Below are 20,127 nucleotides of genomic sequence, written 5' to 3' on the forward strand. Positions count from 1 at the left end.
GGACGGCGGCCGGCCGGCCTCACAGCCAGAACTGGTCATGCACCCCCGCGATCAGCAGCAGCGCGCCGATGACGCTCAGGAAGAGCATCAGCGGTGGCTGGGAGACGGCGAACAGGCAGCCCCTGGGCTCGGCGCCCGGCTCGGGCACGGGGTCGACGGGCTGCCGAGGCGGCAGGTGAACGGGATCGGGAGCGTGCTCCCCGGCGATGGGAGCGTGCCGCTCCCCGGTGATGTGGGCCATGACGCGGCGATCATGGCCCAGCGCGGCGCGGCGCCGCGATCAACGTGTCTCGTTCGCGCGGTAATCAGCGGTTTTCCCACCGGCCGCGCCATTCGTTGTGCTAGTCGTCCCAGCCGGGGCCGGGACGGCGGCGGTCAGATGCCGTGCTTCTTGAGGATGGCCTCGATGTCCGAGAAGTCGTCCGCCCCACCGGCGGCGGCCTTGCCGCCCTTGCCACCGCTGGCCGGCAGCGCCGGGGTGCTGGCACCGCGCGCGCTGACCGCCGGGGTGCCGGGCGCCGGCTGGGCGTCCCCGCCCCCGCCGCCGCGGCCGCGGTCGGCCAGCCGGGCCGAGACGAAGAGCACCAGCGCGAACCCGAGCACGCCGACGCCGGCCCAGGCCACCGGGTTGAACGTCATGTTGATGATCAGGCGCAGGATGCCCGTCATCGCGAGGCCGACCGGCACCAGCGACAGCGCCGCCAACCGCATCGCGGTGGCGTACCGGCGGCGCTTGGCCACCAGCAGCGAGACGCCCAGGCCGGCGGCGGACAGCAGGGTGCATGCAAGGCCAGTCAACATCTCTCCATCGTGCCGAACGGAATCCGCTCAGGCCAGCGTCCGGCCGTCGGATCAGGGAGATCTCCGGGTCCGTGGCGGATGGGAGACTGGTCGCCATGAACGAGACGACCGGTCACGCCGTGCTCGACGTGTGGTGTGACCTCCAGTGCCCCGACTGTCACCGGGCCGAGGAGGACCTGCGCGCGCTGGGCGAGCGGTTCGGGCCGGCGCTGGAGATCCGGCGCCGGCACTTCCCACTGCCCGGCCATCCGCACGCGATGGCGGCGGCGCAGGCCGCCGAGGAGGCGTACGCGCAGGGCCGGGGCGACGCGTACTGGACGGCGCTGCTGGGCCGGACCGCCGAGCTGGGGCGGCGCGGCGAGCCGGTGCTGCTGGACGTCGCCCGGGAGCTGGGCCTGGACGTGGCCGAGGTGGAGGGCGCGCTGATCGACGGCCGGCACCTGCTCCAGGTGGACGCCGACCACGCCGAGGGCAAGGCCCTGGGCGTGACGGGCACCCCGACCTACCTGATCGACGGCCAGCGGCTGGACGGCGGGAAGTCGCAGGAGGGGCTGCGGGAACGGATCGAGGGGATCGCCGAGCGGCTGCTGGCCGACGCCTGACCCACGGCTGACCGGGGCGGGCGGCTCGGGCCGGGCCTGGGCGGCGGCCTACCGCAGCGGCTTGCTGAGGTGGTGGCGGAGCGGCTGGTAGCCGAGGGAGACGGCGAGCCGGGTCGCCGGGAGGTTGCCGGCGAAGGCGTAGGCGGCCAGCCGCCCGGCGCCGCGCTCGGCCGCCAGCCGCTCGGCGTGCGCCAGCAGCGTGTGGCCGTGGCCGAGGCCCCGGTGCTCGGGGGCCACCCGCACGCCCATCACCACCGGGTCGCCGGTCGCCGCCTGGTCGGTGCGCGCCAGCCAACAGCTGCCGACCCGCACCCCGCGGTGCTCCAGGACCCGGGCCAGCACCCCGGGGGTGGCGAGCCCGGCGGGCAGCGCCGCCGCGGTGGCCGCGTGTGCCCGGAAGGCGGCCCACTCGCGCGGTACGCCGCGCTCGGTCCAGGCGGCGGCGTAGTGGGCGCGTTCGGCGGCCAGCCACTCCTGGTACTCGGCCTCGGTCAGCGCGCGCGGCCGGCTCTCCTCTGGCGGCGGGGGCGGCGGCTGGCCCAGGGCCTTGCCCAGGGTGCGGCCCCTGGTCGTGTAGCCCAGCGCGCCGGCCAGCCGCAGCGCGCCGGGCGCGCCGTCCGGGACGGTGATGTCGACCTGGCCGCAGCCCCAGTCCCGCAGCACCTCCTCGGCGGCCAGCGCGGCCACCGTGGCCCGGCCGCGCCGGCGTTCGGCGGGCTGCACGGTCAACTCCAGCAGGCGGCCGGCGTGGTGGGCGAAGCGGGCGTCGGTGGCCAGCCGGAGACCGCCGACCCGGCGGCCGTTGACGGTGATCGCGAAGGCCCGGCTCCGGCCCTGGTCCGCGGTGCGTTCCTCGGGTCCGGTGGGGCGCAGGGTGGTGGTCATCGCCGCATCCCTACCCAGCGGCGGCGGGTTTCGCTCCGGCCGCTCCTGGGCGGGTCGGCGCGGGGTCAGGGGTCGATGTCCTCGGCCGAGCGGGCGCGGAAGACGCGCAGCGCCTCCGTGGCGACCGGCCCGGGCGCGCCCGGCAGCTCCCGGTCGTCGACCCGGCGCACCGCCTGCACGTCCCGGGTGCTCGAGGTGAGGAAGATCTCATCGGCGAAGCGCAGGCAGTCCATCGGCAGCTCGGTCTCCTGGACGTCCAGCCACTCGACGACCAGCGCCCTGGTGACCCCGGCGAGGCAGCCGGCGGAGAGCGGCGGGGTGTGCGTCACGCCCTCCAGGACGACGAAGACGTTGGTGCCGGTGCCCTCGCAGAGCTGGCCGGCGTTGTTGCCGAACAGCGCCTCGGTGGCGGCCTGTTGGCGGGCGCGGGCGAGGGCCAGCACGTTCTCCGCGTAGGAGGTGGTCTTCAGGCCGGTGAGGGCGCCGCGCTCGTTGCGGGTCCAGGGGACGGTGATCACGGCCGTGCTCTCCGGCGGGGCCTTGGCCTCGGCGTGCGCCACCACCAGAGTGGGCTGGGCGTCGCCCCGGTCGGAGCCGAGCGGGGCGCGGCCCCCGGTGTAGGTGATCCGCAGCCGCCCGCGGTCCAGCGGGACCGCCTCCAGCACGGCGTGCGCCGCGCGGCTCACCTCGTCCCGGTCCGGCTCGGGCAGGCCGAGGCCGGCGGCCGAGACGGCCAGCCGGTCCAGGTGGCGGCGGAGCGCGAACGGCCGGCCGTGCTCGGTCTTGAGGGTCTCGAAGACCCCGTCGCCCACGGTGAGTCCGTGGTCGAAGACGGAGACCCGGGCGCTGTCCGCGTCCCGCAGCTCACCGTCCAGCCAGATCAGCGCCATCCCGGCTCCTTCGCCTCGCGTTCGTGCTGGTCTCTTCCGACTCCCCGGGCTCAGACGCTACCCGAAGGAGCCGCTCGGCCTTGAGCACCGTCTCGGCCCACTCGCCGGCCGGGTCGGAGTCCCAGGTGATGCCGGCGCCGGCGCCGAACCGCAGGTGCGGCCGGCCGGCGGCGCGGTCGATCCAGAAGGTGCGGATGCCGACCGCCAGTTCGCCGACGCCGCGGTCGGCGTCGACCCAGCCGACGCCGCCGCAGTAGGGCCCGCGGGGCGCCGTCTCCAGCCGCTCGATGACGCGCAGCGCGCTGGACTTGGGGGCGCCGGTGACCGAGCCGGGCGGGAAGGTGTGGGCCAGCAGCTCGGGCCAGCCGGCGTCCGGGCGGAGCCGGCCGGCGACCCGGGAGACCAGGTGGACCAGGCCCGGGTAGTCCTCGACGCCGAGCAGCTGGGGGACGGTGACGGAGCCGGGGACGCAGACCGCGCCGAGGTCGTTGCGGACCAGGTCGACGATCATCACGTTCTCCGCGCGGTCCTTGGGGAGCAGCAGCTCGGGGGTGCGGGCGGTGCCCTTGATCGGGCCGGACTCGACCAGGTCGCCGGTCCGCCGCAGGTACAACTCCGGGGAGGCGGTGGCGATCTCGGCGCCGTGCGCGGGCAGCCGGACGCAGCCGGCGTGCCGGGCGGGGTGCCGGCCGGCGAGCCGGGCGTGCAGCGCGTCGATGTCGGCGTCCGGGTCGGGCAGCGGGGCGGACAGCACCCGGCAGAGGTTGGCCTGGTAGACCTCGCCGCTGGCGATCCGGGCGCGGATCTCGGCGACGGCGGCCAGGTAGCCGGCGCGGTCCAGGGAGCTGCGCCAGGCGTCGGGGGCCGGACCGTGCCAGGGGCGGGCCGGCGGCTCGGCCGGGGCCCGCCGGACGGTGGCGAACCGGGCGCACAGCAGCCGGCCCTCGAAGTCGGCCACCACCGCCCACCAGCCGCTGGAGTCCAGCGCCGCGGGGTCGTCGGTGACGTCCACCAGCTCCGTGGCGAGGAAGCTGCCGAATCGGGCAAGCGGAGGGGCTTCGCGCATATGTGCGAGTTTAGGTGGGGCCCCGACGGGAGGTGAGTTTGAGCTGGCCGTTGGATCCGCTAGAGTTCATGACGTCGCCGGGTCACACCGGATCCGGACGGCGACTGCGGACGTAGCTCAGTTGGTAGAGCATCACCTTGCCAAGGTGAGGGTCGCGAGTTCGAATCTCGTCGTCCGCTCGAAGAGGGCACCCAACCCTCATTCGGTGGAGTGGCCGAGAGGCGAGGCAACGGCCTGCAAAGCCGTCTACACGGGTTCAAATCCCGTCTCCACCTCGGACGATTAGCTCAGCGGGAGAGCGCTTCCCTGACACGGAAGAGGTCACTGGTTCAATCCCAGTATCGTCCACTGGGTCCGCGAGGACCCGCCCGCGCGATTAGCTCAGCGGGAGAGCGCTTCCCTGACACGGAAGAGGTCACTGGTTCAATCCCAGTATCGCGCACCAGCCGGAAGGCCGGGGTCCAGCGGACCCCGGCCTTCCGTCGTTCCCGGTCCGACGCGCGAGCACGAGAAGAATGCCCGGGCGGCTCCCCAGCCGCCCGGGCACATAGCCGTCCGCCTCCCCGTCCCCACGGGGTTGTGTGCCGGTTGTCCCCGACCCGGGCCGCTCTCCCAGGTCCGGGGCGCCGCTCAGCGCCCCAGTGTGCCGGCCACGGACGACGCCTGGGTGACGACGGCCTCGATGCCGCCGGTCAGAAACGCCAGAGTGAACGCCAGCGGCAGCACCATCGCGGCCGCCACCAGCGGATGCCGACGATCGGCCGGACGGGCCGCCCGCTGTGCCGTCATCTGTGTCATCTCCGGTCTCCAGTTCGTCTGTTGGGCAGCGACGGACGGGTGACCTCGGGGGACGGCTCGTGCGCCCGTCGCTGCACGACAATCGTAGGCAGCGCGGCCACCCCGGCACGTCAACCTGGTGTACCGGACTCGGGGCCTCCCCCAGGATGACGGCGGGCCGGCCCACCTACTCCTCAGGGTGGACAAGCGCCGCACGGAGCCAAGGGTTTGCCCCCAGGGGGGTGCGGAACGTCACCGCGTGAGCGGCGGACCGTCACGACCCGGGGGAACGTCCGCACGGCACGCGCGGGCCTCGCCCCGCTGGCGGGTCCGAGTCCGTAAGCTGAGGCCATTCACAAGCACCCGGCAGCGAGGTGGACATGGCGATGATGCGGCTCCGGCGCGAGGACCCGCGAGTCGTTGGGGCCTTCCGGCTGCACCGCCGGTTGGGTGCCGGCGGCATGGGTGTCGTGTACCTGGGGTCGGACCGCCGGGGCCAGCGGGTCGCCCTCAAGGTGATCAGACCCGACCTGTCGGAGGACCAGGAGTTCCGCTCCCGGTTCGCCCGCGAGGTGTCGGCGGCCCGGCGGATCAGGGGCGGCTGCACCGCCCGGCTGGTCGCGGCCGACCTGGAGGCCAGCCGGCCCTGGTTCGCCACCCAGTACGTGCCCGGGCCCTCGCTGCACGACCGGGTGCTGGAGCACGGCCAGCTGTCGGCCGCCGAGACGGCGGCGGTCGGCGCCGCGCTGGCCGAGGGGCTGGTCGCGGTGCACGAGGCCGGGGTGGTGCACCGGGACCTCAAGCCGTCCAACATCCTGCTCTCCCCCAAGGGCCCACGGATCATCGACTTCGGCATCGCCTGGTCCACCGGCGCCAGCACCCTGACCCACGTCGGCACGGCGGTCGGCTCCCCCGGCTTCCTCGCCCCCGAGCAGGTCCGCGGGCAGGGCGTGACGCCGGCCAGCGACGTGTTCTCGCTGGGCGCCACGCTGGCCTACGCGGCCCTCGGCGACTCACCCTTCGGACAAGGCAGTTCGGAGGTCATGCTCTACCGCGTGGTGCACGAGGAGCCGCAACTGGACGGCGTGCCGTCGGCGTTGGCGCCGCTGCTCCGCACCTGCCTGGCCAAGTCGCCGGAGGAGCGGCCCAGCACCATGCAGCTGTCGCTGCGGCTCAAGGAGATCGCCGCCCGGGAGGCGCGCGGTGTGCCGCAGCCGACCCGGCGGCAGCGGGTCGCGGTCAGCGCGGCCGAGCGCCCGCCGGCGCCGGCCGTGGCGGACGCGCCGGCCGGCGCCGGCGAGCGCGGCGCTGCGGCCGGCGAGCGGGCCGGGCGTCGGCGGCCCCGGCCGCCGGCCCAGGCCAGGCGCCGGCCCACCGGGTCGGCCGCCCGCCGGGCGGCGGACCAACGGCTGCTGCGGCAGCGGGTGTTCGTCTTTGTCACGGTGACGCTGCTGGTCACGCTGGGGATCAGCCTGGCGCAGGGCTGCCAGGGCCCGCTCTGAGTCCGAGGCGGCCCGGCGGCGCCGGGGCGCCGGTCACCGGGTGACCGAGCGGGCCAGCCGGAAGCCGACGTCGTCCACCCGGAAGGTCGGGTGGCTGCGGCGGCGGGCGGCGGCCCGGATGCTCCAGTGCTCGTCGAACCAGCCGCCGCCGCGCAGCACCCGGTACGCGCCGTAGACCTCGGGGTCGTAGCGGTCCCAGCACCAGTCCCAGACGTTGCCGAGCAGGTCGTGGAAGCCCCAGGCGTTGGGGCGTCGGCCGCCGACCGGGTGCGGGCGCTCGCCGGAGTTCTCCCGGTACCAGGCGATCTCGGCCAGCGGCCCGTAGTGCGGGCCCTCGGTGCCGGCGCGGCAGGCGTACTCCCACTCGGCCTCGGTCGGCAGCCGGTAGCCGTCGGCCGAGTGGTCCCAGCGCACCTCGCCTTCGGCGTCGCCGGCGTCGGCCGGGTCGCCCGCCGGGTCGTCGGGGAGGTGGTAGGCGGGAGTGCGGCCGGCGCGGGCGGAGAGCGCGTTGCAGAACCGGACGGCGTCCCACCAGGAGACGCTCTCCACCGGCAGCTGGTCGCCGTGGGCGGCGCTCGGCCGGGTGCCGGTGATCGCCGCGTACTGGGCCTGGGTGACCGGGGTGGCGGCCAGTTCGTAGGGCGCCAGCGCCACCTCCCAGCGGCTCCGGGTGCGCCGGTCCGTGAGGGTGACCCGGCCGGCGGGGACGGTGATCATGCGGACGGGTTCGATCGGTTCGGCGGGGACGGTCCGTTCGGTGGGGACGGTCCGTTCGGCGGGGACGGTCCGTTCGGCGGGCCGCTCGGGCGTGGCGGTCATCGGGCGCCGACCCAGCCGAGCAGGTCGTCGGTGAGCCACTCGCCCTCGGTGCCCGGGTCGGCGCCGAGCGCGCCGAGGTCGACCCGGTGGACCGCGGTCCGGTCCCGGCCGTGGCGCCGCATGAGGTAGCCGCCGCCCCCACTGTCGTCGCCGACCAGCACCCAGTGCGGGGCGTACCGGGGCACCTCGAAGGTGGCGTTGCGCTCCTGGATGGTGTGCGGGCCGTAGAGGTGGCGGCCGTCGGGCCTGAGCACGCCGGGGGTGGCCCGCCACAGCCGCGCCACGGTGGGGTTGGGGCCCTCCCGCAGGCCGAGGGCGAGGGCGGTGCGCACCGCGAGGAAGCCGGCAAAGGAGTCGGCGACCCGCTCCTCCTCGCCGGTGAGGTGGTCCCGGCGGATTACCGGGCACTCCCGGCCCGTCCACTGGTCGAGGGCGAAGGAGTAGCTGTCGCCGCAGTCGCTCGCCGGCAGGAAGGCGAGCCGGTCCCCGGTGCGGGCCCGGGTGAGGTCATCCGGCGCGGCGGCCGGGTCGGGTTCGTCGGCCGGCTCGGGCGGCGGTGGTGGGACGGTGGTCAGCACCGAGGCGCCGTCGATCCGGCCCTGGCCGTGGGTGGCCAGCCACCAGCGGAAGGAGGCCGGCAGCGGGCCGATGACCGCCTCGGCGTCGCTGATCGCCACCGAACTCCGGCCACGGCCGGGCCAGGTGTGGACCGCCGGTGAGGTCGCGACGAGTTCGGCCAGGAGCTCCAGATCGGGAACCATGGTCGGGACTCTGTCACAGCCGGGTGCGCGGCCGGCCGGAGGGCACCCGGGGGCCGCCGCGTGGGTCGGCCGGGGGCGGGCAGCGGACGGGCGCCCAAGCGGTCGGGACGGGCGCGGGACCGGGCGGGACGGGCCCGCCGGAAGCGCTTTCCCGGCATCGAGTTTCGGCCGATTAAAAGTTTCATGCACATGCCAGATGCATGACCCGTGTGTTGACGGGGTGTGACGCGCGGTGAAAGCCCCTCGTACAGGCCGGGCTTCGGCTGGCGGCCACCGCCATCAGTAGACAGAGCGTCACGTCGAAAGATCGCTGGGTGGTTGACCGCGGCCGGTCTACGCGCGTGTAATTCCGGGGTCCCCCCATGAGCTGAACCCCCCTGTCCCCCCATCGCGACATCGGGAGTGTCATGCGATCCCCGAAGTTCGGCGTTTCCCCCACCCCTCCCCGTCCCCCGCTGGTGGTCGCCGTCAGCCCGGCGCACCGCCCCTCGCCCCGGCTGACCGCCGCCGCCGTCCGGGCCGGCGCGCTCGGCGTGCTGGAACTGCCGGACCACGATCCGGCCGGCGCCGCCGAGGCGCTGGCGGTGACCTGCCGCTGGGCCGGCCGACCGTTCGGGGTGCGGGTGCGCCCCGGCTGCCCGGTCGCCCCCGACGAGCTGCCGGACCTCGTGGGGACCGTGCTGCTCGCCGACCCGGCACGCTCGCCGGCGGACTTCCCCGGCCGCCGGGTGCTGGTCGAGGTCACCGAACTCGACGCCGCCCGTGCGGCGTTGGCGCGCGGCGCGGACGGGCTGCTGGCCCGGGGCGCCGAGGCCGGCGGCGCCGTCTCCGAGTTGAGCAGCTTCGTGCTGCTCCAGCGGTTGGTCTCCCAGCTGCCGGAAAACGTTCCCATCTGGGCCTGGGGCGGCATCGGCCCGCACGCCGCGGCCGCCGCGCTGATCGGCGGCGCGACCGGCGTGGTGCTGGACACCCAACTCGCCCTGCTGGACGAGGCGGAGCTGCCGGCTGACCTCGCCGAGACGCTGGCGGCCTGCGACGGCTCGGAGTCCACGCGGCAGTTCGGGCACCGGGTGCTGCCGGTCCGGCGCGGCCGGCCGAGCAGCCCGCCGGGCGACGCCGCCGAGCTGGCGGCGCGGCTCGCCGACCCGGCGGGCGACCTGCTGCCGGTCGGTCAGGACGCTTTCCTGGCAGCGGAGTTCGCGGCCCGCTGGGCCACCGTGCGGGACGTGGTCCGGGGCGTGCGGGCGGCCGTGGCCGCCGCGGTGCGCGCGGACGGCGCGGCGGCCGGACTGGCCGCTGACGGGCCGGCCGCCCGCCGGCTGGGCACCACGCTGCCGGTGGTCCAGGGGCCGATGACCCGGGTGAGCGACCAGGCCGGGTTCGCGGCCGAGGTGGCCGGGGCCGGCGGGCTGCCGTTCCTGGCGCTGGCGCTCTCCGACGCGGAGCGGACCCGGGAGCTGCTGACCGCGACCAGGGACGCCGTGGGCGCGGCGCCGTGGGGCGTCGGCATCCTGGGCTTCGCCGAAGAGGATGTGCGCGAAGGCCAGTTGGCGGTGGTGCGGGAGCTGGCGCCGAGCCACGCGATCATCGCCGGCGGCCGGCCGGCGCAGGCCGCCGCCCTGGAGGAGGCCGGCATCGCCGCCTTCCTGCACGTGCCGTCGCCGGGGCTGCTGCGGCAGTTCCTGGCGGCCGGGGCACGGCGGTTCGTCTTCGAGGGCGCCGAGTGCGGCGGGCACATCGGGCCCCGGCACAGCTTCCCGCTCTGGGAGGCGCAGGTCGGGGTGCTGCTCGAACACCTGAAGCGGGCGCCGGGCGAGGAGTTGACGGTGCTGCTGGCCGGCGGCGTGCACGACGAGCGGTCGGCGGCGATGGCCGCCGCGCTGGCCGCCCCGCTGACCGAGGCGGGGGTGGCGGTGGGCCTGCTGATGGGCACCGCCTACCTGTTCACCGAGGAGGCGGTGGCCACCGGGGCGATCCGACCCGGCTTCCAGCGTCAGGTGGTGGCGGCCACCGGCACCGACGTGCTGCACACCGCGCCCGGCCACGCGACCCGGTGCGCGAGCAGCCCGTTCGCCACCGAGTTCGGCCGGTTGCGGGAGCGGCTGCGGGCCGACGGGGTGGCGGACCGGGAGATCTGGGAGCGGCTGGAGCGGTTCAACGTGGGCCGGCTGCGGCTGGCCAGCAAGGGCGTCGAGCGGGTGGGCGAGGCGCTGCGCCCGGTGGACGAGGAACGGCAGGCCGCCGAGGGCATGTTCATGGCCGGCGACGTGCTGGCGCTGCGCGACGAGGTGACCACGCTGGCCCGGCTGCACCGGTCGGTGACCGCGGACGCGGCCGGCTTCGCCCGCGAGCGGGCCGCCCGACTCCGGACGGACGAGCGGCTGTTCCCGGCCGAGGCGCGACCCGAGCCGCCGGCGCCGCTGCGGGTCGCCGTGGTCGGCATGGCGGGCATGTTCCCCGGCGCCGAGGACCTGTCCGCCTTCTGGTCGAACATCCTGGCCAACCGGGACAGCGTCACCGAGGTGCCGCCCGAGCGGTGGGACCCGGAGCGGTACTACGCGCCGGACGGGGACGGCGAGCGGTCCGCCTCCAAGTGGGGCGGCTTCCTACCGGACATCCCGTTCGACGCGTTGCGGTACGGCATCCCGCCGGCGTCGCTGGCCAGCATCGAGCCGGTGCAGCTGCTGGCGCTGGAGGCGGCCAGGCGGGCGCTGGCGGACGCCGGCTACGCCGGGGCGGGCCACGACCACCGGCACACCTCGGTGGTCTTCGGCGCCGAGGCGGGCAGCGACCTGTCCAACGCCGGGGTGCTGCGGGCGGTGCTGCCCGCCTACACCGGCACGCTGCCGGCCGGCCTGGACGAGCAGTTGCCGCGGCTGACCGAGGACTCCTTCCCCGGGGTGCTGGCCAACGTGATCGCCGGCCGGATCGCCAACCGGCTGGACCTGGGCGGCGCCAACTACACGGTGGACGCGGCCTGCGCCTCCTCGCTGGCGGCGGTGGACGTGGCCTGCAAGGAGCTGTCGGCCGGCACCAGCGACCTGGTGGTGTGCGGCGGGGCCGACCTGCACAACGGGATCAACGACTACCTGCTCTTCTCCTCGGTGCACGCGCTGTCGCCGGCCGGCCGGTCGGCGACCTTCGACCGGAGCGCGGACGGGATCGCGCTGGGCGAGGGCGTGGCCTGCGTGGTGCTGAAGCGGCTGGCCGACGCGGAGCGGGACGGGGACCGGATCTACGCGGTGATCGACGGGGTGGGCAGCGCCAGCGACGGGCGGGCGCTGGGGCTGACCGCGCCCCGCCCCGAGGGCCAGCGCGAGGCGCTGTCCCGGGCCTACGCCAACGCCCGGGTGACGCCGGCCGAGGTGGGCCTGGTGGAGGCGCACGGCACCGGCACCGAGGTCGGCGACCGCACGGAACTGGCCACGCTGACCCGGGTGTTCGAGGAGTCCGGGGCGGTGCCCGGAAGTTGTGTGGTGGGCTCGGTCAAGTCCCAGATCGGGCACACCAAGTGCGCGGCCGGGCTGGCCGGGCTGATCAAGGCGGCGCTGTCGCTGCACCACGGGGTGCGCCCGCCGACGTTGCACGTCTCGGAGCCCAACGCGGCCTGGGACGCGGAGACCAGCCCGTTCGCCTTTCACGACCGGGCGCTGCCGTGGGCGGCCGAGCCGGCGCGCCGGGTCGCCGGGGTCAGCGCCTTCGGTTTCGGCGGCACCAACTTCCACGTGGTGCTGCGTGGTTGGCAGCAGGCGCCGCCGGCGCACGGCCATCACCACTGGCCGGCCGAGCTGTTCGTCTTCCGGGGCGCGACCCCGGAGGCCGCGCGGCGGGCGGTCGGCGCGCTCGCCGAGCTGGTGTCGGAGGACGCCGGGTGGCGGCTGCGGGACTACGCCCGGCACGCCGGCCGTCGGGCGGACGCGGCGGGCAGCCGTGGCGAGCCGGTGCGACTGGCCCTGGTGGCCCGGGACCTGCCGGAGCTGACCGCACTGCTGGCGCGGGGCGCGGCCGGGGAGCACGCGCCGGGCGACGGCCTCTACCAGGCGGAGCCGGGCGAGACGACCGCCGGCGAGCTGGCCTACCTGTTCCCCGGGCAGGGTTCGCAGCGGCCCGGGATGCTCGCCGAACTGCTGGTGGCCTTCCCCGAGTTCCAGCGCACGCTGCAACTCGGCGCGCGCTGGTCGGCGGCGCTCTACCCGCCGGCCGCCTTCGACGCGGCCGGCGCACAGCGGCAGAAGGCCGCCATCACCGACACCGCCGTCGCCCAACCAGCCCTGGGCATTGTCGAGTTGGCGGCCGTGGAACTGCTGGACGCGCTGGCCGTGACGCCCCGGGCCGCGGCCGGTCACAGCTACGGCGAGCTGGTGGCGCTGGGCGCCGCCGGGGTGCTCGGCCCGGCGGACGTGCTGACCGCCAGCGCGGCCCGGGCCGCCGCCATCCTGGACCAGGTGCGGGACGGGGACCCGGGCACCATGGCCGCGGTGAACGCCACCGCCGACGACGTCGAGGCGGTGCTGCGCGCCGACCCCGAGCTGGCCGAGGTCACCGTCGCCAACCACAACGCGCCCCGGCAGACCGTGGTCTCCGGGCCGAGCCCGGCGGTGACCCGGGCCGGGGAGGCGCTGCGCGCGGCCGGCCACACCGTCCGGGGCCTGCCGGTGGCCTGCGCGTTCCACCACCCGCTGGTGGCCGGCGCCGGCGACGCCTTCGCCGGGCACCTGGCCCGGGTACCGGTCGGCGAGGCACGGTTCCCGGTCTGGTCGAACGCCTCGGCCGCGCCCTACCCGGCGGAGCCGGCGGCGGTGCGGGCCACCCTGGCCGGGCAGTTGGGCGCGCCGGTGCGGTTCGTGGCGCAGATCGAGGCGATGTACGCGGCCGGGGTCCGGGTCTTCCTGGAGGTCGGGCCGGGCCGGGTGCTGAGCCGGCTGGTCGGCGACATCCTCGGCGACCGGCCGCACCGCACCGTGGCGCTGGACGGCGGCCGGCCCGCCGGGCTGCCGGCACTGCTGCACGCGCTGGCCCAACTCGCCGTGGCCGGCGTCGAGTTGCGCACCGCCCGGCTGTTCAGGGGCCGGGACGCGGTCGATCCGGCGACCGCGCCGCCCCGCGAGACCCCCCGCTGGACCGTGAACGGCTGGCAGGTCCGGCAGGCCGACGGCACCCCGGTGCCCGGCGCCCTCCAACCCCCACGCGACCTCCTGGAGCCCCTCGTGTCCCAGTCCCCGCCGCCCCAGTCGTCCGGCTCCGACGCGCTGATCGCCGACTTCCTGCGCAGCAGCCGGGAGTTGGTGAGCGCGCAGCGCGACGTGCTGCTGAGCTACCTGCAGGCGGCGCCCGGCGCCGGGGCGCTGCCGCCGGTGGCGGCGCCGGTGCTCCCGGTGCCGCTGGCGCTGCCCGCGCCGGCGCCCGCGGCGGCGGTGGTGGCCGAGCCGGCGCCGGGCGCGGCGGCCGAGCGGCCGGTCCCGGTGCTGGAGACCGTCCTCGCCGTGGTCGCCGAACGCACCGGCTACCCCACCGAAATGATCGAACCCACCCTCGACCTCGAAGCCGACCTCAGCATCGACTCCATCAAACGCACCGAGATCATCGGCGAACTCGCCACCCGCCTCAACCTCCCCACCCACCACACCACCGACCTCGAACACCTCACCACCGCCCGCACCGCCGCCACCCTCGCCGAACTGCTCAGCCAGGGGACCGCCACCCCCGAGCCGGCGACCTCGGCGACCCCGCCGGCGACCCCGCCGGCGGGTGCCCAACCGGAGGTGGTGGCGCCCCGGCGGCTGGAGTTCGGCGAGCGGGAGCTGCCGGCCGGGGGCGGGCCGGTGACCGGCCGGGTCACCCTGGTCGGGGACGAGGGCCCGCTGGCCGCCGCGTTGACCGCCCGGCTGGCGGCCGTCGGGGTCGCCACCGAGCGGGTCGCGGCCGGCGAGCCGGTCGACCGGCCGGAGACGGTGGTGCTGCTGGCGCCGTGGGCGGACCGGGAGTTCGCCCTGCCGGAGGTCTTCGCCGAGGTGCGGGACCTGCTGGCGGCCGGCCCCAAGCGGCTGCTCGCCGTCGAGCGGCGGGACGCGCCCAGCGGACTGCGCGGGTTCTTCCGCTCCGTGGACCGGGAGTACCCGGAGCTGGCCGCCACCCTGCTCCAGGTGCCCGGCGACACCGCCGCCGAGGGGGTGGCCGAGTGGGTGGCCGCCGAACTCGGCGCGCGGGAGTCGGCGCCCGTGGTGTGGGCGGGCCCGGACGGCCGGCGGGCGCCCGAGCTGGTGCTGACCGGCCTCGGGCCGGTCGCCGCCCGGGGTGCCGGGCCGGCCGGCGACGGGGTCGCCGAGGCCCAGGCGCTGGGCCTGGACCGGTCGTCCGTGGTGCTGCTGATCGGCGGGGCGCGGGGCATCACCGCCCGGTTCACCCGGTCGTTGGCCGCCGCGGCCGGCTGCCGGATCGAGCTGGTCGGCCGGACCCCGGCGCCGGAGGGGCCGGAGGACCCGGCGACGGCCGGTGCCGCCACCCGGGCCGAGCTGCGTGCGGTGTTCCTGGCCCGGAAGGCGGGCTCGCCGGCCGAGATCGAGCGCGCGGTGTCCGCCGTGCTGGCCGAGCGCGAGGTGCGGGCCACCCTGGCCGAGGTGTCCCGGCTGGGCGGCAGCGCGCACTACCGCTGCCTGGACGTGCGGGACGAGGAGGCGGTGCGGGGCGCCGTCAAGCAGGTGTACGCCGAGCACGGCCGGCTGGACGGGGTGGTCTACGCGGCCGGCGTGATCGAGGACCGGCTGGTGGCGGAGAAGGCGCCGGAGTCGTTCCGCCGGGTCTTCGCCACCAAGGTCGACGGGGCCCGGGTGCTGCTGGACGCGCTGGGTGAACTGTCCACGCCGCCGGCGTTCGTGGTGCTCTTCGGCAGCATCGCGGCGGCGCTCGGCAACCGGGGGCAGAGCGACTACGCGGCGGCCAACGACGCGCTGCAGGCCCTGGGCCACGGCTGGTCGGGGGCCGGGCGGCGAGCGCTGACCGTGCACTGGGGCCCGTGGGCGCCGGACGAGGTCGGCGGCGGCATGGTGACGCCTGAGCTGGCCAGGTCCTACGCGGAGCGTGGCATCAAGCTGATCGACCCGGAGGAGGGCCCGCTCGCCCTGCTGCGGGAGCTGGCCTGGGGTTCCGCCGCCGGACACGCGGTGGTCTACACCGCGTCCGGGTGGTGACCGCCGTGCCGAGCCGGTCGCCGGTCGCGATCGTGGGCATGTCGGTGCTACTGCCCGGGGCGCCGGACCTGGCGACCTACTGGGCGAACATCCAGGGCGGCGTGGACGCGGTGACCGAGGTGCCGCCGGGGCGTTGGGACCCCCGGTACTACGCGCCCGGCGGGGCGGCCGGCCGGGCCGACCAGGTGTACTGCCGGCGCGGCGGCTTCGTGGACGGGCACGCGCTGGTCGACCCGGCGGGGCTCGGTGTGATGCCGAACTCGGTGCCGGGGACCGAGCCGGACCAGCTGATCGCCCTCCAGGTGGCGCACCGCGCGCTGCGGGACGCGGGCGGTGCGGCCGGACTGCCGGCCGACCGGTCCCGGGTCGGGGTGATCCTGGGCCGGGGCGGCTATCTCACGCCGGCGCTGGCCAGGTTGGACCAGCGGGTCAGGACCGCCGGCCAACTGGTTCACACCCTGGGCGAGTTGCTGCCGGAGCTGGCGCCGGAGCGGCTGGCGGAGATCCGGTCGGCGTTCGTCGAGCGGCTGGGCCCCGAGCGGCCGGAGGCGGCGATCGGGCTGGTGCCGAACCTGGCGGCGTCCCGGGTGGCCAACCGGCTCGACCTGCGCGGCCCCGCCTACACGGTGGACGCGGCCTGCGCCTCCTCGCTGATCGCCGTCGACCACGCGGTCCGCGAACTCGACGCCGGGGCCTGCGACCTGATGCTGGCCGGCGGCGTGCACCACTGCCACGACATCACCCTGTGGAGCGTGTTCAGCCAGCTGGGCGCGCTCTCCCGCAGCGAGCGCAGCCGCCCGTTCCACCGGGAGGCGGACGGGGTGCTGATCGGCGAGGGCACCGGCGTGGTGGTGCTCAAGCGGCTGGCGGACGCGGAGCGGGACGGCGACCGGGTCTACGCCGTGCTGCGCGGCACCGGGGTGGCCAGCGACGGCCGGTCGGCGAGCCTGCTCAACCCGGACCCGGGCGGGCAGGCGCGCGCGGTGCGGCAGGCGTGGCGGGCGGCCGGCCTCGACCCGACCGCGCCGGACGCGGTGGGCTTCCTGGAGGCGCACGGCACCGGCACGCCGGCCGGCGACGCGGCCGAACTGGCCACCCTGGCGGAGGTGTTCGGGCCGGCCGACGGGCCACGGGCGGCGGTCGGCTCGGTCAAGTCGATGATCGGGCACACCATGCCGGCGGCCGGCGTCGCCGGTCTGGTGAAGGCCGCGCTGGCGCTGCACCACCGGACGCTGCCGCCCACCCTGCACTGCGAGGACCCGCATCCGGCGCTGGCCGCCACCCGGTTCGCGCCGCTGGCCGAGGCGGCGCCCTGGCCGGAGCCGGCCTCGGGGGCGCCGCGCCGGGCCGGGGTGAACGCCTTCGGCTTCGGCGGCATCAACGCGCACGTCGTGCTGGAGGAGGCGCCGGCCCGGGTCGGCGCGGCCGCCACCCGGCCGGTGGTCCGGGTGACCGGCGAGCCGGAGCCGGTGCTCCGGCTGGCGGCCGAAGGGCCCGAGGCGCTGGCCGACCTGCTGACGGCGGACGACGCCACGGTGCTGGCCGCCGGGCTGGACGAGCGGCGCGCGGCCGAGGCCGGCCCGGCCCGGCTGGGCGTGGTGGCGCCGGACGCGCGGCGGCTGCGGCTGGCCCGCAAGGCGGTGGCCCGGGGCACGCCGTGGCGGGGCCGGAACGACGTGTGGTTCGCGCCCCGGCCGCTGCTGGGGCCCGGCGGCGGGCGGACCGCGTTCGTCTTCCCCGGCCTTGAGGCCGAGTTCGCCGCCAACTCCCGTGAGCTGACGGACTGGTTCGGGCTGCCGGCCACCCCGGACGACGTGACGGTGGGGGACGTCGGACGGCACGGCGCCGCCGTCTTCCAGCTGGGCCGCACCCTGCACGAGGCGCTGCGCCGGCTGGGCGTGGTGCCGGACGCGCTGGCCGGGCACAGCCTCGGCGAGTGGACGGCGATGGCCTGCGGCGGGATGCACGCGCCCGGCGAGGTGGACGCCTTCCTGCGCTCCTTCGACCCGGACGCGCTGCGGGTGCCGGGGCTGGTCTTCGCGGCGGTCGGCATGCCGGCCGACGAGCTGCTGGCCGAGCTGGCCGACCGGGACGACGTGGTGCTCTCGCACGACAACGCGCCCCGGCAGGCCATGGTGTGCGGCCCGGAGCCGGCGGTCGATGAGCTGTTGACCCGGCTGCGCGGGCGCGGGGTGATCTGCCGGGCGCTGCCGTTCCGGTCCGGCTTCCACACCCCGATGCTGGCGCCGTACCTGGAGCCGATCCGGCGGGCGGCCGAGGCCTACGCGCTGGGGCCGCAGGCGGTGCCGGTGTGGTCGGCGACCACCGTCGCCCGCTACCCGGACCAACCGGCTGCGGTGCGGGAGCTGTTCGTCCGGCACCTGGTGGAGCCGGTCAGGTTCCGGCCGCTGGTCGCGGCGCTGCACCGGTCGGGGGTGCGGGCCTTCGTCCAGCTGGGGCCCGGGCAGTTGGGCTCGTTGATCGAGGACACGCTGGCCGACGAGGAGCGGCTGGTGGTCTCCGCGCACAGCGCGGGCCGGGACGCCCTGGCGCAGGCGCGCCGGGTGGTCACCGCGCTGTGGGCGAACGGCGCCAGCCCCGATCCGGCGCCGTTGGCCGATCGGGAGCTGGCCCGGCGGCCGGCCGGTGCCGCCAGGTCATGGGTGCGGCTCGACCTGGACGGTGGGCTGGTGTCGCTGGGAGCGGCGGCCCGTTCGGCGGTGGCGGGCGGCGGCGCGCCGGCCGCCGCCGACGGGCCGTTGGCCCGGCTCGGCGCGCTGCGCGAACGGCACCCGGTGGCGGCGGAGTTGAGCGCGCTGCTGAGCCAGACGGCGGAGGCCGCGGCCGAGTTGCTGCGGGTCGGCGCGGGGGCCAGGCCGGCCGGCGGGGCGCCGCCGGCCGCGTCCCCGGCTCCCCCGACTCCCCCGGTGCCCCCGCCGCCGGCCGGGCGGCCGGTGGCGCCGCCCTCGCTGCGGGTGGGGGTGCGGGAGATGCCCTACCTGGTGGACCACTGCTTCTTCCGGCAGCGCCCCGGCTGGCCCGAGGTCGGCGACCGCTGGCCGGTGGTCCCGGCCACCACGGTGCTGCACCACATCGGCCGGATCGCCGAGGGGCTGGCGCCCGGGCGCCGGGTGACGGCGCTCCGCCAGGCCCGGCTGACCCGCTGGATCGAGGCCGAGCCGGCCCGCGAACTCCCCCTGGCGATCCGGGAGTCAGGACCCGGCCGGTGGGAAGTCAGGCTGACCGGCTACGCGCAGGCCGAGGCGGTGACCGCCGCCGACTACCGGCCGGCACCGGCCCGTTGGCACTTCGACCCGGCCACCGAACGCCGCCCCGAGTTGACGGCACGTCAACTCTACGACGAGCGGTGGATGTTCCACGGCCCGGCGTTCCAGGGCGTCACCGAGCTGACCGCGCTCGGCGAGCGACACGTGCGCGGGGTGATCACCACCCCGGCGGCCCCCGGCGCGCTGCTGGACAACGCCGGCCAGGTGCTCGGCTACTGGATCATGGCCACCCAGCCGGAACGCACCACGGTGCTGCCGACCGGGATGGCCGAGATCACCTTCCACGGCCCGCACCCGGCGGCCGGCGAGCCGGTCGAGTGCCTGGTCCGGATCACCGGGCTGGACGCCGGCAGCCTGGTCGCCGACGTCCAACTCGTCCGCGCCGGCCGGGTCTGGGCCCAGGTGACCGGCTGGACGGACCGCAGGTTCGACACCGACCCCGGCATCCGGGCGATGGACCGCTACCCCGGCTCGCACACCCTGGCCACCGTGATGGACGGCGGCTGGACCCTGGTGCACGAGCGCTGGCGCGACCCGGCCACCCGGGAGCTGCTGATGCGGAACGTGCTCGGCGGCCCGGAGCGCGCCCGCTACCAGGCGCTCTCACCGGCCAGGCAACGGCAGTGGCTGCTGGGCCGGATCGCCGCCAAGGACGCGGTGCGCGGCCTGCTGTGGGCCGAGGGCGTCGGCGAGGTCTACCCGGCCGAGGTCGAGCTGCGCAACGACCCGGCCGGCCGGCCGGTGGCGCACGGCCGGCACGGGCGCGCCCTGGGCGCGTTGACGGTCTCCGTGGCGCACCGGGCCGAGGCCGGGGTGGCGCTCGCCCGGCGCGGCCCGGCCGGCATCGACATCGAGGAGATCGTGGACCGCCCGGCCGGCACCGTCGAGACCGCCTGCGGGCCGGCGGAACGCGCCCTGCTGGCCCGGCTGACGGCGGCCGAACCGGCCCTGGCCGCCGAGTGGTTCACCCGGTTCTGGGCCGCCAAGGAGGCGGTCGCCAAGGCCCGAGGCACCGGTCTTGGCGGCCGGCCGGCCGCCTTCGCCGTGGTCGCCGCCGAGCCGGACGGGCTGCGGCTGTCCGTCGCGGGCGACACCCACCTGGTGCGCGTGCGCCGGGTCGAGAACCCCCCAGGGCTGCCCGCCCGCGCCTACGTCGTGGCCTGGACGGCCGAGGCGGACGGCACCTCCCCCACCGAGATCAGGAGCACCCCCCATGACTGACACCACCGGCACCGCGCCGGCCCCGACCCCCGAGGCGGTGTTCGATGACATCACCCGCGTGCTGCGGGAGTTGCTCGCCGAGTACGCGCTGGACGACGTCGAGATCACCCGGGCCAGCACCTTCCACGACGACCTGGAGCTGGAGAGCGTGGACCTGGTGACCCTGGCCGGGGCGCTGCGCGAACAGTACGGCGAGCGGGTCAACTTCGCCGAGTTCATCGCGGACCTGGAGCTCGACGAGATCATCGCGCTGACGGTCGGTCAGCTGGTGGACCACGTGGTCGCCGCGCTGGCCGCGCCCGCCGCGCCGGCGGCGGGGAGCTGAGCCG

Annotated in this window: 13 protein-coding genes and 4 tRNA genes; 9 read left to right on the forward strand and 8 right to left on the reverse strand. The window is 76.6% G+C overall.

Annotated elements, in window-relative coordinates:
* Positions 1-19: 19 nt before the first annotated feature.
* Positions 20-241 carry a hypothetical protein gene (locus RM844_RS21845; RefSeq protein WP_311669063.1) on the reverse strand — a complete coding sequence of 74 codons (222 nt, stop codon included), beginning with the start codon at positions 239-241 and terminating at the stop codon, positions 20-22.
* A 134-nt stretch (positions 242-375) separates the two neighbouring features.
* Positions 376-801, reverse strand: coding sequence for a hypothetical protein (locus RM844_RS21850; protein ID WP_311669017.1), 426 nt, complete (start codon positions 799-801; stop codon positions 376-378).
* Positions 802-896: 95 nt separating this feature from the next.
* Between RM844_RS21850 and RM844_RS21855 the strand changes: the two genes are divergently transcribed.
* The gene (locus RM844_RS21855) at positions 897-1,403 is read left to right on the forward strand and encodes a DsbA family protein (RefSeq protein WP_311669018.1); all 507 of its coding nucleotides are present in this window, start codon (positions 897-899) and stop codon (positions 1,401-1,403) included.
* A gap of 48 nt (positions 1,404-1,451) precedes the next feature.
* On the opposite strand, the gene RM844_RS21860 is transcribed toward RM844_RS21855, so the two are convergent.
* From RM844_RS21860 to RM844_RS21870, 3 genes are all read right to left on the reverse strand, one after another.
* Positions 1,452-2,288, reverse strand: a complete 837-nt coding sequence (locus RM844_RS21860; RefSeq protein WP_311669019.1) for a GNAT family N-acetyltransferase — start codon at positions 2,286-2,288, stop codon at positions 1,452-1,454.
* A 65-nt stretch (positions 2,289-2,353) separates the two neighbouring features.
* A complete protein-coding gene (locus RM844_RS21865) occupies positions 2,354-3,178 on the reverse strand; it encodes an aminotransferase class IV (RefSeq protein ID WP_311669020.1) in 825 nt (274 codons plus the stop codon).
* On the reverse strand, positions 3,153-4,244 hold the full coding sequence (locus RM844_RS21870; protein ID WP_311669021.1) for a chorismate-binding protein: 1,092 nt from the start codon (positions 4,242-4,244) through the stop codon (positions 3,153-3,155). Before RM844_RS21870 ends, RM844_RS21865 begins: the two co-directional genes overlap by 26 nt.
* Before the next feature lie 106 nt (positions 4,245-4,350).
* Between RM844_RS21870 and RM844_RS21875 the strand changes: the two genes are divergently transcribed.
* The 4 genes from RM844_RS21875 to RM844_RS21890 all read left to right on the forward strand — a co-directional run bounded on the left by RM844_RS21875 (position 4,351) and on the right by RM844_RS21890 (position 4,689).
* Positions 4,351-4,423: transfer RNA gene (locus RM844_RS21875), tRNA-Gly, on the forward strand.
* Positions 4,424-4,448: 25 nt separating this feature from the next.
* Positions 4,449-4,519, forward strand: a tRNA-Cys gene (locus tag RM844_RS21880).
* A gap of 1 nt (position 4,520) precedes the next feature.
* Positions 4,521-4,592 (forward strand) — tRNA-Val (locus RM844_RS21885).
* 22 nt (positions 4,593-4,614) lie between these two features.
* Positions 4,615-4,689: transfer RNA gene (locus RM844_RS21890), tRNA-Val, on the forward strand.
* Between the two features lie 185 nt (positions 4,690-4,874).
* Here RM844_RS21890 and RM844_RS21895 read toward each other — a convergent pair.
* A complete protein-coding gene (locus tag RM844_RS21895; RefSeq protein WP_311669022.1) occupies positions 4,875-5,042 on the reverse strand; it encodes a hypothetical protein in 168 nt (55 codons plus the stop codon).
* 359 nt (positions 5,043-5,401) lie between these two features.
* On the opposite strand from RM844_RS21895, the gene RM844_RS21900 reads away from it, so the two are divergent.
* Positions 5,402-6,523, forward strand: a complete 1,122-nt coding sequence (locus RM844_RS21900; protein ID WP_311669023.1) for a serine/threonine-protein kinase — start codon at positions 5,402-5,404, stop codon at positions 6,521-6,523.
* 33 nt (positions 6,524-6,556) lie between these two features.
* Here the strand turns inward: RM844_RS21900 and RM844_RS21905 are convergent, their stop codons facing one another.
* Positions 6,557-7,240, reverse strand: coding sequence for a formylglycine-generating enzyme family protein (locus tag RM844_RS21905; RefSeq protein ID WP_311669060.1), 684 nt, complete (start codon positions 7,238-7,240; stop codon positions 6,557-6,559).
* A gap of 98 nt (positions 7,241-7,338) precedes the next feature.
* Positions 7,339-8,103: an SMI1/KNR4 family protein gene (locus RM844_RS21910; RefSeq protein WP_311669024.1), complete on the reverse strand. Its 765-nt coding sequence runs from the start codon at positions 8,101-8,103 to the stop codon at positions 7,339-7,341.
* A gap of 407 nt (positions 8,104-8,510) precedes the next feature.
* Between RM844_RS21910 and RM844_RS21915 the strand changes: the two genes are divergently transcribed.
* Genes RM844_RS21915 through RM844_RS21925 form a run of 3 tightly spaced genes read left to right on the forward strand, consistent with a single transcriptional unit; the run spans position 8,511 to position 20,123 of the window.
* A complete protein-coding gene (locus tag RM844_RS21915) occupies positions 8,511-15,290 on the forward strand; it encodes an SDR family NAD(P)-dependent oxidoreductase (protein WP_311669025.1) in 6,780 nt (2,259 codons plus the stop codon).
* Complete coding sequence (locus tag RM844_RS21920) at positions 15,287-19,798, forward strand: beta-ketoacyl synthase N-terminal-like domain-containing protein (protein WP_449657331.1); 4,512 nt, start codon at positions 15,287-15,289, stop codon at positions 19,796-19,798. The genes RM844_RS21915 and RM844_RS21920 overlap by 4 nt, the downstream gene beginning before the upstream one ends.
* Positions 19,791-20,123 (forward strand): acyl carrier protein, encoded by a 333-nt coding sequence (locus RM844_RS21925; protein WP_311669027.1) that lies wholly within the window; start codon positions 19,791-19,793, stop codon positions 20,121-20,123. The genes RM844_RS21920 and RM844_RS21925 overlap by 8 nt, the downstream gene beginning before the upstream one ends.
* The last annotated feature ends 4 nt before the right edge of the window (positions 20,124-20,127 follow it).

The organism is Streptomyces chisholmiae (assembly GCF_031845445.1).
GTDB lineage: Bacteria > Actinomycetota > Actinomycetes > Streptomycetales > Streptomycetaceae > Streptomyces > Streptomyces chisholmiae.

Coding starts and splice junctions, on each gene's coding strand:
- RM844_RS21855 (WP_311669018.1), top strand. CDS start 897: ATGAACGAGACGACCGGTCACGCCGTGCTCGACGTGTGGTGTGACCTC.
- RM844_RS21870 (WP_311669021.1), bottom strand. CDS start 4,244: ATGCGCGAAGCCCCTCCGCTTGCCCGATTCGGCAGCTTCCTCGCCACG.
- RM844_RS21905 (WP_311669060.1), bottom strand. CDS start 7,240: ATGATCACCGTCCCCGCCGGCCGGGTCACCCTCACGGACCGGCGCACC.
- RM844_RS21895 (WP_311669022.1), bottom strand. CDS start 5,042: ATGACACAGATGACGGCACAGCGGGCGGCCCGTCCGGCCGATCGTCGG.
- RM844_RS21845 (WP_311669063.1), bottom strand. CDS start 241: ATGGCCCACATCACCGGGGAGCGGCACGCTCCCATCGCCGGGGAGCAC.
- RM844_RS21910 (WP_311669024.1), bottom strand. CDS start 8,103: ATGGTTCCCGATCTGGAGCTCCTGGCCGAACTCGTCGCGACCTCACCG.
- RM844_RS21850 (WP_311669017.1), bottom strand. CDS start 801: ATGTTGACTGGCCTTGCATGCACCCTGCTGTCCGCCGCCGGCCTGGGC.
- RM844_RS21925 (WP_311669027.1), top strand. CDS start 19,791: ATGACTGACACCACCGGCACCGCGCCGGCCCCGACCCCCGAGGCGGTG.
- RM844_RS21900 (WP_311669023.1), top strand. CDS start 5,402: ATGGCGATGATGCGGCTCCGGCGCGAGGACCCGCGAGTCGTTGGGGCC.
- RM844_RS21860 (WP_311669019.1), bottom strand. CDS start 2,288: ATGACCACCACCCTGCGCCCCACCGGACCCGAGGAACGCACCGCGGAC.
- RM844_RS21865 (WP_311669020.1), bottom strand. CDS start 3,178: ATGGCGCTGATCTGGCTGGACGGTGAGCTGCGGGACGCGGACAGCGCC.
- RM844_RS21915 (WP_311669025.1), top strand. CDS start 8,511: ATGCGATCCCCGAAGTTCGGCGTTTCCCCCACCCCTCCCCGTCCCCCG.